The following is a 17,047-nucleotide window of genomic DNA, read 5'->3' on the forward strand; positions in this document are numbered from 1 at the left end:
AATCAATATTCACCTCTAACCGTTTAAATACTATCATCTAAGTGATTATAAAAAAGAGTTATTTTAATAACTCTTTTTTTATTTTATTAATTAGTTGTTTTTTTAGACCGATAATGTTAGTTTAATTGTATCTTTTGATGGCTGATTTTAACTTAAAATCGGTTCTTGCTGTAATAATCTCTTCAATTAATAAAGCTGTAAATAATCATTCTTCAACATATCTTAATATTCTTAGATTTTGACTATAATTTTGTAATCAAAATAATAACTTATTCTTTTTACATCATATTTATATTATACTGTCTTTCAAATTAGGCGAGAATTCTATGAATAATATGAAAACAAGAACACTATTTTTTACCGCATTAACCCTTTTCACTATCAATACTTCATTAGCTATTGAAAATAATCATGAACATGCTGTTTTATTGGATAAAGTACACCAAAGCGAACGAGACGATCGTCAATATGAAGTGATTGAACTTGATAACAAAATGCGCGTTTTATTAGTTTCTGATCCCAAAGCAACTAAATCACTCGGTTCTATCGCCTTGCCAGTTGGTTCGTTATATGATCCTGTCCTGCAACAAGGCTTAGCCCATTATACTGAACATATGGTGCTTATGGGATCGAAAAAGTATCCTCAACCATCCAGTTTTACCGAATTTCTAGCTCGACATGCTGGTAACTATAACGCGTCTACTAGCGGTAATCGCACCGCATTTTTCTTTGAAGTTGAAAATGGGGTAATTAATACTGCGTTAGATTATTTAGCAGATGCGATTGCCGAGCCAATTTTTGACCCTCAATTTGCTGATAAAGAGCGTAATGCGGTTAATGCAGAGATGACGTTGTATCGCTCAAGTGACGGTTTTCGAATTCAACAAGTTGATTCTGAAACGATTAACCCTAATCACCCTTCATCTCAATTTTCTGGTGGTAATTTAGAAACGTTACGAGATAAAGATAATAGTAAACTACAAGATGAGCTAGTTAATTTTCATGATAAATATTATTCCGCCAACATTATGGTTGGGGTGATTTATAGTAATCAATCTATCAAAAAGTTGCAGAAGTTGGCGGAAGCTACTTATGGTAAAATTCCGAATAAAAATATAGTTGTTACGCCAATTACTCAACCAGCCATTACTCAGGAATATACTGGGAAAGAAATTACGATAGTACCAGCCCAACCGAGAAAGATGTTGTCTTTAAAATTTCCGATTGAAAATGATATCAATAAATTTTCTGATAAGACCAATGAGTACTTGATCTATCTAATAAGTAATAATAGTAAAAATACCTTAGCTGATCAGTTACAAAAACAAGGTTTGGTTGAAGCTATTCAAGCAACGAGTGATAGTCAATATTATGGTAATAGCGGCACCTTTAATATTAATGTCATTTTAACTGATGAAGGCTTGGCAAAAAAAGATATGGTGATAGCCGCTATATTTAATTATTTACAATTAATTGAAAAGCAGGGTGTTTCAGATGCTTATTACGACGAAATAAAGAAAATTTTTGCTTTATCTTTTAAGTATAAAGATGTTAACCGTGATATGTCTTATGTAGAGTGGTTATCTGATCAGATGCTACTTTATCCAGTTAAAAATGTTTTAGATTCTGATTATGTTGCTGATCATTTGAATAAAGAAGCAATCATCAAGCGTATTCAGAGTTTTACTCCGGAAAATGCTCGAATTTGGTTGATTGCGCCAAATCAAACCACTGATAAAATCGCTTATTTTCTTAATGCACCTTATAAAGTTGCTAATATCACCGATGAATTAAAAACAACTTGGACAGATTTGGGTAAAGCCTTTTCATTTAGTTTGCCAGAGTTGAACCCGTATATTCCTGATAATTTTAGTATTGTTAAACAAAACGATGATCAGACTCAACCCGCGACATTTAGTAAACGAGGTAATCATATCCATTTTGTTAGTCGTCATTTTAGTCAAGACCCTAAGGCTGTGATTGCAGTTTCGTTACGTAATAATCAAGCGTTTAAAGATGCAAAAACATCAGTAGCTTTTGAGTTGCTTGATTACATTGTGAGTCGTGATTTAACCCAGTTACAATTTCAAGCGGGTAATGCAGGGATGTCGTTATCAACTGGGCGTGATAATGGTTTGATGATTACCGCAAATGGTTTTAATCAACATTTACCGGAAATGGTTTTAGCCATCCTTAATAGTTATCGCCAAGTGACTATCGATGAACAAAATCTAGAGTTAGCTAAATCATGGTATTTGCAACGTCTTGATGGAGCAGACCATTTTGAAAGTATACGTTTAGCAACAGAGCCAGTGCTTGCATTATCCAAAATGCCACACTATTTTGAACGAGATGATAGACGACAAATTACTCATAATATTACGGTAAGTGATGTTCAAGCTTATCGCGATAATTTGATGACGCAATCAATTCCTTATATGATTAGTTTGGGTAATCTTTCAAATGAAGACTCATTAGATCTTTACCATGCTGTGCAAAAGACCTTAAGACGTGATGTCGAGTTTACGCCGTTTGATGATATCAAACTTAAAACTACATTTAGTGCGAGAATAACCCAACAAGCAAAAAGTACCGATAATGCCTTGTTGATGAGCTATTTTCCAACTAATTATGATCCAATTAAAGGTCAAATGGTTGGCTATACTTTAGCTAACATTATGTCACCTTGGTTTTTTGATCAACTGCGTAGCCATGAGCAATTAGGTTATATCGTTGGTGTTTTTCCATTTTATATCAGTGAATCAGTAGGATTAGGCTTTGCAGTTCAGAGTAATCAGTATGATCCAGACTATCTATTAAAACGTTATCAAGCATATTTTCCAACGATGTTAACTAAATTAGAAGCATTATCTAATGATGATATTGAGCAGTATAAAAGAAGCATTATCGAAGAGCAGACTATGCCGCCACAATCGTTAGATGAAGAGTTTGAACGTTTAATATCAGACTATCGTTTATCTCGTTTCCAATTCGATTCGCGTGATAAGAAAATAGCGCAACTTAAGCAGCTTACTAAAGAAGATTTGGTCGATTTTTATAAAAGTTCGGTTATTGATCAAAAAGGTTTGGTAATCGCATCGCAAGTTTTAGGCCAACCCGAGGAAGGTAAAAAACAACCTGAAGCGATTACTGATTTTACTGAATTCAACAATGCTTCATCATTGCAAGATGAATTGTTGAAATAAGATACTCAAACATAGATTCAACCTGAAATATCATTACATGGAATTGGCATTGTACTCACCATATGGTACACTGCCAAAATCCCAATAGTTTGAGTATATTATGATTACTGGATCGATTGATTATTGTGCTATCGGACAGCGATTGCGAGCTTATCGCATCGCTGCCTCTCTTAGAGCTGAAGAGGTTGCTGAAAGTCTTAGGATCTCAAGAGCTGCGGTTTACCGTTTAGAAAAAGGCGAGATCGTCAAAATTGAAACACTTGAACGATTAGCTTCGTTATTAGATACATCATTTGCTAGTTTACTTGGCATTGATACCGAATATTATTCAAGTGGTGATGGTTTTTTTGAGCGAATGCGTCAACTCGAAGAGCAATCCACCCATATTTATTCGCATTTTGACCCTTTTTCTTTTTTGTTAACTTCCCCCGATTATTTGTCTCATTTGGGGATGATGTTAAACGAATCAAGCGAAAACATTGAAGCACACAAATATGCGACTACTTTAGCTATTTTAAATGAACGTAAAAGCCAATTTTATCAATCTGTCCCCAAAGTTATCAATTTAATTAGCTTACGTAATGTTGAACGCTTTTTGCATATCGGTTTGGTAGGTAATCTAACTATTTCGCCGGGCAGAAAGTCGGAAAGAATGGTGTTGGCCCGAAAAGAGGTCTATCATTTAATCAAATTAATTGAAGATCAAGCCTATGCGCCAACAATTGCAATAACTCAACAAGCTATTCCATCTATTGCTTTCCAAATATTTTACCAACATGATAATGCGTTAGCATTGGCTATGAGCCCGTTTAGATTAGGTGAGTTACCTAATGTGACTACGGGTATCGCTTCAATTACATCATCAGAAGATGCGATTAAGCGTTATCGTCATTTATTTGATAAGTTGTGGCAAGATAGTGCTAAAGATCAGCAAGCGATAGATTTACTAAAAGCCACCTTAGATAAATTCTAAAGAATATTGAAATTACTAAAGAGAGTTACTATGTTATCTTTAACATTACAACCGATAAAAAAATTTTCTGGTACGATTAATTTACCTGGTTCGAAAAGTGTTTCAAATCGTGCATTACTTTTGTCTGCACTTAGTCAGGGTAAAACGCGATTAACTAATTTACTTGATAGTGACGATGTGCGCTATATGCTTGATGCTTTAAAAGCGTTGGATGTTAAATATCAACTATCAAGTGATCGAACAATTTGTGACATTGAAGGAGTAGGTGGCAAATTACATTCTGCTCATCCGTTAGAACTATTTTTAGGTAATGCAGGAACGGCGATGCGTCCGTTAGCTGCGGCACTTTGTTTAGCGGATAACAATATTGTGTTAACTGGCGAACCACGTATGAAAGAGCGCCCAATTGGTCATTTGGTCGATGCGTTGCGTCAAGGGGGCGCTAAGATTGATTATCTTGAAAATGACGGCTACCCCCCACTGCATATTCATGGTGGTTTTACAGGTGGTAAGATTGCGGTTAATGGTTCAGTATCAAGTCAATTTTTAACCGCACTTTTAATGGCAGCACCGTTAGCTGCCAATGATACTGAAATTACCATTATTGGTGATCTGGTATCTAAACCTTATATTGATATCACAATTAAGATGATGGCGATGTTTGGTGTGTCAGTTAGCAATGATCACTATCAAAAATTTATCATTAAAGCCAATCAAACTTATCAATCTCCGGGGCACTATTTGGTTGAAGGTGATGCCTCTTCTGCCTCATATTTTTTAGCCGCAGCGGCAATTAAAGGCGGAACGGTGCGTGTAACCGGAATTGGTAAAAAGAGTCTGCAAGGTGATACCCAATTTGCCCATGTGCTAGAAAAAATGGGCGCCAAAATTACTTGGGCCGATGATTATATTGAATGTACGCGTGGCGAATTAAATGGCATTGATATGGATATGAATCACATTCCTGATGCGGCAATGACGATAGCAACTACTGCGTTATTTGCTAAAGGTCCTACCACTATTCGCAATATTTACAATTGGCGAGTTAAAGAGACTGATCGCTTATCAGCTATGGCAACTGAGCTACGTAAAGTTGGGGCAACTGTTGACGAAGGCGAGGATTATATTACGATTATTCCTCCGACTACACTCAACCATGCTGATATTAAAACTTATAATGATCATCGTATGGCCATGTGTTTTTCATTAGTTGCACTTTCTGATACGCCAGTTACCATTTTGGATCCAAAATGTACGATGAAAACATTCCCTGACTATTTTGAACAATTTAAACGATTAAGCGAAATATAACATGACGAATAATATTCCAGTTATTGCTGTTGATGGACCAAGTGGTGTTGGAAAGGGTACTTTGTGTCAAGCGTTAGCTAATCATCTTAATTGGCACCTTTTAGATTCAGGTGCGATTTATCGCGTACTGGCACTTTCTGCTTTACAACAAAATATCGCTTTAGATGATACAAAACAGTTAGCAACATTAGCACTAGGCTTGCCACTTACGTTTGATAGCAATAGTGATGATGTCAAAGTATTATTAGATGGGATGGATGTATCACGTGACATACGTACCGAGGAGACCGGTGGAGCCGCTTCAAAAGTTGCGTCAATCAATGAAGTAAGAGTAGCTTTGTTGCAGCGACAACGTGATTTTAGACAGTTACCGGGACTGGTTGCTGATGGTCGGGATATGGGTACAGTGGTGTTTACTGACGCCCCAGTTAAAATATTTCTTGATGCTAGTGCCCAATCAAGAGCAGAAAGAAGAATGAAACAGTTGCAAGATAAGCAAATTCATGCTAAATTCGGCGAAATTTTGCAGGAGATAACTGCCCGTGATGAACGCGATCGTAATCGTGCTGTTGCGCCGTTAAAACCTGCGGTTGATGCATTAATAATTGATACCACATCACTTTCAATTCAAGATGTTTTTAATCAATCTATTATGTATATAAAAGAAAAACTTGCGTTGTGAGTATCTATTAAAACTTGCTACGTGAACCAAGCTCCATTGCAAGGATGAGTGGAGTATTATAAACAACCCCACAGGACAGGATGTAATGTGGACGTTAAATTTAACTTAAGTAAATAAAAATATGACTGAATCTTTTGCTCAACTCTTTGAAGAGTCTTTAAATCAACTAGACACTCGTTCTGGTAATATGATCCATGGTACTGTCGTTGCAATCGACAAAGATGTTGTTTTAGTTGATGCTGGTTTGAAATCTGAATCAGCAATTCCAGTAGAGCAGTTTAAAAATGCCCAAGGCGAATTAGAAGTTCAAGTTGGCGACGTTGTTGACGTTGTGCTTGACTCAATTGAAGATGGCTTTGGTGAAACAATTTTATCTCGTGAAAAAGCTAAACGCCATGAAGCGTGGCTAACATTAGAAAAAGCAGTTGAAGATGCTGCAACAGTTTTAGGTGTTATCAATGGTAAAGTTAAAGGTGGCTTTACGGTTGATCTTAATGGCGTTCGTGCGTTCCTACCAGGTTCGCTTGTTGATGTTCGTCCATTACGCGATACTTCTCATATTGAAAATAGAGAAATCGAATTAAAAGTTATTAAATTAGATCAAAAACGTAACAACGTAGTAGTTTCTCGTCGTGCAGTAATTGAATCTGAAAATAGCGCAGAAAGAGAACAACTTCTTGAAAATCTACAAGAAGGTTCTGAAGTTAAAGGTATTATCAAAAATCTTACTGATTACGGTGCATTCGTTGATCTTGGTGGGGTTGATGGTTTACTACATATCACTGATATGGCTTGGAAACGTGTTAAACACCCAAGTGAAGTGGTTGAAGTTGGTCAAGAATTACTTGTTAAAGTACTTAAATTCGATAAAGACCGTTCACGTGTTTCTCTTGGCTTAAAACAATTAGGCGAAGATCCATGGGTTTCAATCGCTAAACGTTACCCAGAAGGTACTAAAGTAACTGGTAAAGTAACTAACTTAACTGATTACGGTTGTTTCGTTGAAATCGAAACTGGCGTTGAAGGTTTAGTTCATGTTTCTGAAATGGATTGGACTAACAAAAATATTCACCCATCTAAAGTGGTTAGCTTAGGTGATGAAGTTGAAGTTGTAGTTCTTGAAATTGATGAAGAACGTCGTCGTATCTCTCTAGGTCTTAAACAATGTAAACCAAATCCATGGTTACAATTTGCTGAATCACACAATAAAGGTGATAAAGTTAGTGGTAAGATCAAATCAATCACTGATTTTGGTATCTTCATTGGTTTAGATGGTGGTATTGATGGTTTAGTTCATCTTTCTGATATCTCTTGGAATATGCCAGGTGAAGAAGCGGTTAAAGCTTATAAGAAAGGTGATGATATCGAAGCTGTTGTTTTACAAGTTGATGCAGAACGTGAACGTATCTCATTAGGTATCAAACAACTTGAAGATGATCCATTTAATAGCTTTGCATCTAACTTCAAAAAAGGCTCAATTGTTAAAGGTAAAGTAACTGCAGTTGATGCTAAAGGTGCAACAATCGAAATTGCCGAAGGTATCGAAGGTTACTTAAAAGCACAAGATATTGCTCGTGAACGTATTGAAGATGCAACTACTGCATTAAACGTTGGTGATGAAGTTGAAGCGAAGATTGTTAATATCGATCGTAAAACTCGTGCAATTTCTTTATCTGTACGTGCTAAAGATGAAGCTGATGAGAAAGAAGCACTTGCTGCTGTAAATAACACTGCAACTCCAGAAGATGCATCATTTACTAACGCAATGGCAGAAGCATTCAAAGCTGCATCAAAAACTGAGTAAAAAATATTTATTGAAAGAGTAAAGAGGGCTTGCCCTCTTTTTCTTTTGTGGTATAAAATGAATAAATTATATACTACGTAAATTAAATTAGGAGTGACCATGAACAGATCCGATTTAGCAGAAAAAATAGTCAACTGGCGGGCACACCTTCCAGTGCAACTAGTAGATGATGCTGTTAGAGATATTATTGAGCAAATCGCATTAGCGATGGAAAGTAACGATCGTGTTGAAATTCGCGGATTTGGTAGTTTCAGCTTAAATTATCGTGCGCCACGTAAAGCAAGAAATCCTAGAACAGGTGGGAATGTTGAAGTTAAACACAAATATATTCCTCACTTCAAACCAGGGAAAGAGCTACGTGAACGCGTAAATAATGCGGCTAAAGCTTAATTTAAATTTAGTTATAACCAAAAAGCCTTTGAGTAAATTCAAAGGCTTTTTTGTTGGTGATGATTTTATAAATCAATTTTTCAAATAAAAATGAAAGGATAATTTTTAAATTGGAATAGAGCTCTAAAATTAGCGCTAAATTAAGTTGTAAAAAATCTATCTATGCTAGATTGACCATATAGTTAATGGTAGATGTAGACGTTAATGCGACATGGTTGTTCAATAGATTTGATGGCAATAGCTGTTTCATTAGGATGCTTGCCATTAATGTTTTTGCCATGGTTACCGAGTGATATATGTTGGTTTACTGTAGCTTCGATTGCCATTATTTTCGCGGTAAAATTTAAGGGTTATTTTATTGTCGTTGCGATGTTTGCACTAAGCTTTGTTTGGTCGACAGCTACAGCAAAGCATTATCTTAGTTCAATTGAGCCGTATATTGATCAAACATTAGCGGTTACTGCGAAAGTTGAAGGTATTAATACGCAAATTTCTTCGCAGTTCAAAACTGATCCCATTAATCCCCATTATGTCAAATTTTCAATTATCAGTATTACCGAACAACCTTTGTTGTCGCCAATACCGGTGGCAATCTATTGGGATCAACCGGAATTAATTAAAGCCGGCCAAATTTGGCAATTAACCATAAAAACTAAAGCTGTGCATAGCTATTTAAATGAAGGTGGATTTGATAATCAACGTTTTGCTATAGCAAATAAATCAATATTAAAAGCTAAAGTTAGCAAAGCAGTTCTACTCACAGATAAGACCGCTCTTCGACAAATTATAGTCGATAAATGTCTATTCTATATAGATTTATTCAGTTATCGCGATATTTTATTAGCGCTAGGTTTTGGTGATCGTTCGCAAATGGAAATGAATCATCGAATAATTATGATGCAAACTGGTGTTGCTCATTTAATGGCGATCTCCGGAATGCATATTCTATTAGTCTTCTCTATTAGCTATATATTAACCAAAGGGTTAGTTTTTTGTTTGCCGCAGCGCTTTAACTACTTTTTACTACCCATCATCATCGGATGGTTAGTTAGTCTAAGTTACACTTGGTTAACCGGATTTAATCCACCAGCGCTTCGCGCCATTTTGGCTTTATCGATGTGGATATATTTACGTTATAAAAATAATCAGATAAGTGCTTGGCAAAAAATTAATCGTATCATTGCGTTACTGTTAATTATTGATCCGTTAATGATACTGTCAGAAAGTTTTTGGTTGTCTTGTTATGCTGTCATCAGCTTAATTTTCTTGTTTGATTGGCTACCGCTACCTAAAACAGTAAAAAGTAAAAAACGCTGGTATCTAATTCGGTTATTACATTTACAATTTGGTTTGACGCTATTATTACTACCTATCCAATTATATGTCTTTCATGGCATCAGTGCTGTTTCATTAGTTAGTAACTTAATTGCCATCCCTATTATCTGTATAATTACTTTTCCATCAATTTTATTAGCACTATTATTTAGTTTAACAAACTGCTTTTATATTACCTTGTGGTTATGGTTCATTGCTCAAACTTCACTTGAATGGTTGTTTTATTGCTTAGATTATTTAAATCTTATGTGGCTAAATATCTCAATGGATTTTTACTTTCTCAGTTTATTCGGCTGGTTAACATTAATAGTAATAAGAACAGCTGTTTGGCGACGCTTTAGTTTTACTCTTTTGAGTATTTTAGTTATTGCTCTTTCACCATTTTATAAACAACCTGAATATTTATGGCGTATGGATATGTTGGATGTAGGCCATGGTCTGGCCATTGTGATCCACAATGGTCAATCAGCTGTTTTATACGATACCGGTGCCAAATGGGTAAATAACTCAGCGGCAGAACAAGTGATTATACCTTTTCTGCTATGGCATAATCTGCAAGTTGAGGGGATTATTATCAGCCATAGCCACAATGATCATATTGGGGGATTAAGCTATTTACAACAACGTTATCCTAATGCTTGGCTTATGAGCTCATCTTCAAGTTTGCAAAATAATTATGATTGTCTAGCTAATCGTTATTTGTATTGGAAAAATTTGCAATTTAAAGTGTTATGGCCAACGAAATTAGTCAATAACCCCGATAATGCCGATTCATGTGTAATTCAGATTACTGATGGTCGATTTTCAGTATTGTTAACTGGCGATTTGGAACGCAAGCAAGAGTATGATTTAGTGTTACAACATAAGCAAGCACTATCCTCAACTATATTACAGACTCCGCATCATGGTAGTAATACTTCATCGAGTTATCCATTTATAACCTACGTTAATCCAGTTAATGCCTTAACTTCAACTTCACGCTATAACCCGTGGCACCTTCCTGCCAATAAAATCACTGATCGCTATAAAGAGCTAGATATTAATTACTATGTTACGGCAAAAGAGGGGCAGATAAGTCTATTTTTTTATCCTACATCATGGCAACAAAAAACCATGCGCCACGATCTTTATCCAAGATGGTATCATGATTGGTTTGGTAGTTTACCGTTTTATGAGTAAAATAACCCAACTACAGTGCGATTATATATGGGTATAAGATGATAAAGATTAACGAGCGAGATTATGATTGAAAAACTATGGTATGGTAAGAATAGATCATTTTGGTTGCTGTTGCCCTTTTCATTGTTATATGGGTTGATTGCTTTTTTTCGCCGTCTGCTATATAAACTAGGTATTTTTAAATCATGGCAATCTCCAGTACCGATTATTGTCATTGGAAATTTATCGGCGGGTGGTAATGGTAAAACACCACTAGCGATTAGTCTAATTGAAGCGTTGAAGGCTAAAGGGTTAAAAGTCGGACTTGTTTCACGCGGTTATGGCGGAAAGGCCGATCACTATCCGTTGCTCTTAGATGAAAATACTAGCACCAAGCAAGCCGGTGATGAACCCGTGTTAATTTATCAACGAACACATGTCCCAGTTGCTGTTGCACCAAAACGGGTTGATGCAGTAAAAGCATTATTAGATTCACATCAATTAGATGTGATCTTAACCGATGATGGTTTACAACATTACGCTTTGGCGCGTGATATTGAAATTGTGGTAGTCGATGGTAAGCGCCAATTTGGCAATGGTTGGTGGATACCCGCTGGACCAATGCGAGAAAGAAGTAGTCGTTTAAAATCGGTTGATTTAATCATTATCAATGGTGACAGTTCGCGGGATTTAGTCAATCAATATCCAGATAAAACTTACACCATGCAATTAACCCCCGGTCATGTAGTCAACCTTGCTACCAATCAGCAATGTGAATTATCGGCCTTACGTCATATTTGTGCTATCGCTGGTATCAGTAATCCAAAGCGTTTCTTTGATATGTTAATCGCAATGAAAGCAGATTTGCTGCATACCGAATCTTTTGCTGATCATCAAAATTTTAGTTTGCCGTTATTAGAGAAAGTGGTTGGCAATAATCAAACTCTCTTAATGACTGAAAAAGATGCAGTAAAATGTCGGGAATTTGCGTTAGCTAACTGGTGGTATTTACCGATTGATGCGACAATACCAGATCAAGCCATTGAGAAGATTTACTCCCTATTTAAAGAAAAAAAATCACAAAGAGAAAAAAAATGAAACAGCTTCTATTAACTGCTATTGCCTGTCCTAAATGTCATGGTCAATTGGAATATGATAAGCAACATCAACAATTAAATTGTCAAAAAGATCAGTTGGCTTACCCGATTAAAGATGGTATTCCGGTGTTATTAGCCAGTGAGGCAAAGCCATTAAATCAATCTAATAGTGATTAAAAGAATAGACAAAGTTTAGAGGTAATTTTATGAGTTTTACGGTAATTATTCCTGCAAGATATGCTTCAAGTCGTCTACCAGGAAAACCACTTGCTGATATTCACGGCAAACCAATGATAATTCGGGTTATGGAACAAGCACAAAAGTCGTCGGCTAATCGAGTAATCATTGCAACTGATCATCAACAAGTTTTTGATATTGTGAAAAGCTACGGCGGTGAGGTAATACTCACTAGCGATAAGCATAATTCAGGTACAGAACGATTGGCAGAAGTCATTGATACTTATAAATTTGCAGATGATGAAGTGATAGTTAATGTTCAAGGTGATGAGCCATTAATTCCGCCAATTATTATCGATCAAGTTGCTGAGAACTTAGTGAATTATAAAACCGGCATGGCAACTTTAGCAGTACCAATTAACAGCATTGAAGAGGCGTTTAATACCGGAGCTGTAAAAGTAGTAATGGATAAAGATGGTTATGCACTATACTTTTCAAGGGCGACTATTCCTTGGGAGCGTGATCGTTTTGCGAAATTAAATGAACAGGGCAAGATAGATGAAATTGGCGATTTCTATTTACGGCATATTGGGATCTATGCATATCGAGCTGGTTTCATTCGACAATATATTCAATGGACACCTTCAGCTTTAGAGCAAATTGAGATGTTAGAACAATTGCGAGTGCTATGGTATGGCGAAAAAATTCATGTTGCGGTGGCCAAACAACCTCCAGCAATTGGTGTTGATACCCAAGAAGATTTACAAAAAGTAAGAGCATTATTTAAGGAGTAGAGGATGGCAAATTTTACTGGTTTTACTCAAGCAGGCTTAAATTTTTTACAAGATGCCTGGATTAATAATAGTAAGGTTTGGTTTGATGAGCATCGCGCTATTTATGATAATGATTTGATCAAACCTTTTAGGTTATTAGTCGAACAGTTAACACCAACCATGCTTAAAATTGATGAGTGGTTAGAGACACGTCCAGCAATCGGTAAAACTATATCGCGCATTCATCGTGACACCCGATTTTCGAAAGATAAATCATTGTATCGTAGTCGCTTGTGGTTGACTTTTAAACGCCCTAATCGTGATTGGCAAGAAGCACCAGCCTATTTTTTTGAAATTAGTCCTGATAGCTATTGCTATGGATTGGGTTATTATTGTGCCTCCAAACAGACTATGGATATCTTTCGAGAAGAAATATTAAACGATAGCGAGAAATTCCTGAAAGTAATTCGTTGTGTGAAAAAGCCATTTGAATTAGTTGGCGAGAGTTATAAAAGACCATTAATCAAAGAACAAGATGAAAAAATATCGACATGGTACAATCGAAAAAATCTTGCTGTGATGGTAACCAATCAGCATATTGAAGATGTCTTAACCGGCGATTTACCGGATATACTTGCTAAAGGTTTTAAACAATTGGTACCACTATATGATTATTTAATGCGGGTCGAAATGATAAAAAATATTCCCAAATTGTAATGATAATAGAGTTAAAAATCATGGGTAAAACATATATTAAAAACTTAGACTAGAAAAAATTTTTTTAAATATTTGGAAAGTTTAAAACTAACTCTTTAACGCCATTTATTACAAACTGGGTGCCGACACAAACCAATAAAAATCCCATAATTCTAGAAGTGGCTTCAATGCCACTTTTCCCCATAAAGCGCATAATACTACCTGCGCTACGCATACAGAACCATAAAATAATACATAATAATAACGGGACAAGGATTGATGATGTATAAACCACCCAAGTTGATACGTTATATCCACCACTTTTTACGGTTGAAGCCATACTGATGATCATCGCAATGGTACCCGGACCGGCGGTGCTGGGCATAGCGAGTGGCACAAACGCGATATTATTTGATATTTCTTTCTTTTTCTCATCCGCTTCTAGGGTTTTGTGCGAAGGTTGTTGTGGAAATAACATTCTAAAACCGATAGTACCAACAATCATTCCGCCAGCGATACGTAATCCAGGAATCGAAATACCGAAGGTACTCATGACTAACTGTCCGCAATAAAATGAGACAATCATAATGATAAAAACATAAATACAGGTCATTTTTGACTGGTAATTACGCTCTTCATTGGTCATATCGCCTGATAGACCTAATAACAGTACAACCGTAGTCAAAGGATTAGTTAATGGTATAAACAAGATTAAACCAAACCCGACAGTTTGTATAAGTTCTAACATATATCAAATCTAAATTATCACAGTAGTTTTAATTAAGTATATATGAAATATATAAAAAAGATACATTAACTGTTAGGTTAAAACTAAATAAATATTAGCGCAATAGTGGTTAGTTATGCATCTTTATCTGAAGCTTTCATTTTAAACAACGGTGTTTTTAAGTTTTGTGCCAATATTACGCCGATAAATGACATACCACCGCCAATTAAATGGTAACTACACAGTGTTTCATGCAAAAATAGTATTGAGATTATAGCAGTGATAACCGGGGTTAAATTTAAGAAAAGGGCGGTTTTATTGGCACCCAATTTTTTTATCGCTATAATCCAAACAAATGGCGCAATGATTGAAGCCGGAATACCCGCATAAAGTACCAGCCAAACATTGTCAGAATTTATAGTTAAATCATTACTCATTAAAAAGCCGGGCAATAACATTAATGTACCAAATAAAATTTGAACATAGACTGAGTGCCAATTTGTGATTTTCATTGTCCATTTTTTGGTTAATACCCCATAAAGCGCATAAGACAAGGCTGCCGTTAACATTAAAATCTCACCTTTACCAATTCCAAGTTCGAGCAGTCTAGTTGGCTCACCACCACTAATCAGCCAGATTAAACCAATAAAAGATAAAATACTGCCAATTAACACCCCTTGAGTGGGTGGTGTTTTTAAAATGAATATACTTAATAGGATAGTTAACAAAGGAATAATAGACATAATAATCCCCATCGTTAACACACTAATTGTTGCTGCGGCATAATAAGCAAGGCATTGATATAAAGCCATACCAAGTAAGCTAAGCACCATCAATTTTAGAACTTGAGGATAGATTTGCCGTAAGTTCTTAATAATTCCTTTTAAAAAAAATGGGGTTAATAAAATAAGTGCCAAAAGCCAACGGTAAAAAGAGATAACCTCAGGTTCAATTGCACCGACCGATAATTTATTGACAACTTGATTGCCAGCCCAAATTAATACTGCCATCAATGGGTATAAATAAGCCATATATTTTCTTATGTAAACAATAGTAATAAATAATTCGCTGTAGTTTAACTTGTCTTAATTTATAAACATCACTAGAATCAGACAAAAAGAGCTATTATAAGACAATCTTAATACTATCTAATTACCATGAATTTAAAATTTCAAACGAATTTAAATGATAAGCAATCTAAAAGATTTATGTTCCTTCATGATGAAGCATTTAATGCAGATACTGAATATTCTTCTCATCAGCATAATTGGGGGCAAATTATCTGCGTCAAATCAGGTATTTTTGTCTTAAACGTTCAAGGACAAAGATATTTGGCTCCTTCAGGATTTGCATTATGGATCCCGCCATATACTGAACACGCATGTTACAACCAACAATTAACAAGGTTTCGGACAATTAATATTACTGATTGTCAAGTTATGCCTAATTACACCTGCTTGTTTGGTTTAAATAAAATCAGCCATGCTATTATCGATTCTTTCTTTGAGCGAAACATTCTGGAGCCAGAGAGTGAACAAGATCTGCGTTTAGCACAAGTGTTAATCGATCAGCTCTTAGTGGAATCTAACCTTACTCTCTATTTGCCAAGTTCTAACGATAAATATTTAGCCCCTATTTTAAAAGAGTTAGAATTAAATCCGGCTAATAATAAGACTCTTGAACAGTGGGCTCAGACTGTATTTACCACCGAACGAACCCTTGCGCGACGTTGCCAACAAGAATTAGGTATGTCATTTAGGCTGTGGCGCCAACGGTTAAGATTTTTATATAGTATCTCCCTTCTAGAACAAGGTAAATCGATACAAGATATCGCTTTTTCGGTGGGTTATACTTCAGTATCCGCTTTTATTACTATGTTTAAAAATATCTCAGGGGTTACACCTGATCTTTACCGTTCTAACACCGGTTTTAAAAAAAGTTAAACGCAATAAGTTGTCGTTATTTTAGATAAGTATTGTAAGAATATGCATTGTAAGAATATGAATTGAAAAAGGCGTAATTAATACGCCTATATAATATAGAATTGAATAAATAGCCATTAAAATGGAATGTCGTCATCGAAATCCATTGGTGGTTCAGGCATAGTTGGTTGACTTGCTGGTGTTTGGTTAGCTGATGAAGCACGTTGAGTGGCAGGCATAGCCGGTGCCGAGGAGGTATTATTGGCACTTTGTCCCCAACTTTTTGAACCTTCAGTGTAAGCATCGCCACCAGAGCGGCTTCCTAAAATTTGTAATGTACCACCAATAGGGTTGATAACAACTTCAGTCGTATAACGATCTTGGCCTGATTGATCCTGCCACTTACGAGTTTGTAATTGTCCTTCAATATAAACAAGTGTACCTTTTTTAATGTATTCACCTGTAATCTCAGCTAATTTACCAAATACGACAATTCGATGCCATTCAGTTTTATCGCGGTTCTCTCCAGTTTGTTTATCTTTCCAACTTTCTGATGTTGCAACACTAAAATTTGCAACAGCGTTACCATTTGGCATGTAACGAATTTCTGGATCTTGACCTAAATTACCAACTAAAATGACTTTATTAATTCCTCGGTTTGCCATTATAGACTCCTAACAATTGCATAGATATATAATTGGACTATTGTAACATGAGACAGCAATAACATCATCGAATTTAATCCAAAATTGGAACTTTGTATCCAAATTATTAAAATAGAGAAAGATTGGCTTAG

General features: G+C 35.8%; 15 protein-coding genes. 12 read left to right on the forward strand and 3 right to left on the reverse strand.

The genetic code is table 11. The features are described 5' to 3' along the window. Nucleotides 1–326 precede the first annotated feature (326 nt). The 11 genes from ptrA to DKK70_RS05550 all read left to right on the forward strand — a co-directional run bounded on the left by ptrA (nt 327) and on the right by DKK70_RS05550 (nt 13,623). Nucleotides 327–3,206 (forward strand): pitrilysin, encoded by a 2,880-nt coding sequence (ptrA, locus tag DKK70_RS05500; RefSeq protein ID WP_110433081.1) that lies wholly within the window; start codon nt 327–329, stop codon nt 3,204–3,206. A gap of 100 nt (nt 3,207–3,306) precedes the next feature. Then, entirely contained in the window at nt 3,307–4,179 is an 873-nt protein-coding gene (locus DKK70_RS05505; protein WP_110433082.1) for a helix-turn-helix domain-containing protein, read from the forward strand. Nucleotides 4,180–4,209: 30 nt separating this feature from the next. Then, a complete protein-coding gene (gene aroA, locus DKK70_RS05510; RefSeq protein ID WP_110433083.1) occupies nt 4,210–5,490 on the forward strand; it encodes a 3-phosphoshikimate 1-carboxyvinyltransferase in 1,281 nt (426 codons plus the stop codon). 1 nt (nt 5,491) lies between these two features. Further along, a complete protein-coding gene (cmk, locus tag DKK70_RS05515; RefSeq protein WP_110433084.1) occupies nt 5,492–6,172 on the forward strand; it encodes a (d)CMP kinase in 681 nt (226 codons plus the stop codon). Nucleotides 6,173–6,293: 121 nt separating this feature from the next. Beyond that, a complete protein-coding gene (gene rpsA / locus DKK70_RS05520; RefSeq protein WP_110433085.1) occupies nt 6,294–7,976 on the forward strand; it encodes a 30S ribosomal protein S1 in 1,683 nt (560 codons plus the stop codon). 99 nt (nt 7,977–8,075) lie between these two features. Next, complete coding sequence (gene ihfB / locus DKK70_RS05525) at nt 8,076–8,366, forward strand: integration host factor subunit beta (protein WP_086359459.1); 291 nt, start codon at nt 8,076–8,078, stop codon at nt 8,364–8,366. Between the two features lie 231 nt (nt 8,367–8,597). Further along, complete coding sequence (locus tag DKK70_RS05530) at nt 8,598–10,880, forward strand: DNA internalization-related competence protein ComEC/Rec2 (RefSeq protein ID WP_181415924.1); 2,283 nt, start codon at nt 8,598–8,600, stop codon at nt 10,878–10,880. A 63-nt stretch (nt 10,881–10,943) separates the two neighbouring features. Next, nucleotides 10,944–11,957, forward strand: a complete 1,014-nt coding sequence (lpxK, locus tag DKK70_RS05535; protein ID WP_110433087.1) for a tetraacyldisaccharide 4'-kinase — start codon at nt 10,944–10,946, stop codon at nt 11,955–11,957. After that, on the forward strand, nt 11,954–12,133 hold the full coding sequence (locus DKK70_RS05540; protein WP_110433088.1) for a Trm112 family protein: 180 nt from the start codon (nt 11,954–11,956) through the stop codon (nt 12,131–12,133). The genes lpxK and DKK70_RS05540 overlap by 4 nt, the downstream gene beginning before the upstream one ends. Before the next feature lie 29 nt (nt 12,134–12,162). Beyond that, nucleotides 12,163–12,927, forward strand: coding sequence for a 3-deoxy-manno-octulosonate cytidylyltransferase (gene kdsB / locus DKK70_RS05545; RefSeq protein WP_110433089.1), 765 nt, complete (start codon nt 12,163–12,165; stop codon nt 12,925–12,927). A 3-nt stretch (nt 12,928–12,930) separates the two neighbouring features. Next, nucleotides 12,931–13,623, forward strand: coding sequence for a DUF2461 domain-containing protein (locus tag DKK70_RS05550; RefSeq protein WP_110433090.1), 693 nt, complete (start codon nt 12,931–12,933; stop codon nt 13,621–13,623). A gap of 64 nt (nt 13,624–13,687) precedes the next feature. Here the strand turns inward: DKK70_RS05550 and DKK70_RS05555 are convergent, their stop codons facing one another. Further along, on the reverse strand, nt 13,688–14,350 hold the full coding sequence (locus DKK70_RS05555) for a MarC family NAAT transporter (RefSeq protein ID WP_110433091.1): 663 nt from the start codon (nt 14,348–14,350) through the stop codon (nt 13,688–13,690). A 113-nt stretch (nt 14,351–14,463) separates the two neighbouring features. Further along, nucleotides 14,464–15,360, reverse strand: coding sequence for a DMT family transporter (locus tag DKK70_RS05560; RefSeq protein ID WP_110433092.1), 897 nt, complete (start codon nt 15,358–15,360; stop codon nt 14,464–14,466). 126 nt (nt 15,361–15,486) lie between these two features. Here DKK70_RS05560 and DKK70_RS05565 point away from each other — a divergent pair, with 126 nt between their 5' ends. Beyond that, complete coding sequence (locus DKK70_RS05565; protein ID WP_110433093.1) at nt 15,487–16,272, forward strand: helix-turn-helix domain-containing protein; 786 nt, start codon at nt 15,487–15,489, stop codon at nt 16,270–16,272. Between the two features lie 116 nt (nt 16,273–16,388). Here DKK70_RS05565 and DKK70_RS05570 read toward each other — a convergent pair whose 3' ends face one another. Beyond that, nucleotides 16,389–16,916: a single-stranded DNA-binding protein gene (locus DKK70_RS05570; RefSeq protein ID WP_110433094.1), complete on the reverse strand. Its 528-nt coding sequence runs from the start codon at nt 16,914–16,916 to the stop codon at nt 16,389–16,391. Nucleotides 16,917–17,047 lie beyond the last annotated feature (131 nt).

The organism is Gilliamella apicola, assembly GCF_003202655.1.
GTDB lineage: Bacteria > Pseudomonadota > Gammaproteobacteria > Enterobacterales > Orbaceae > Gilliamella > Gilliamella apicola_R.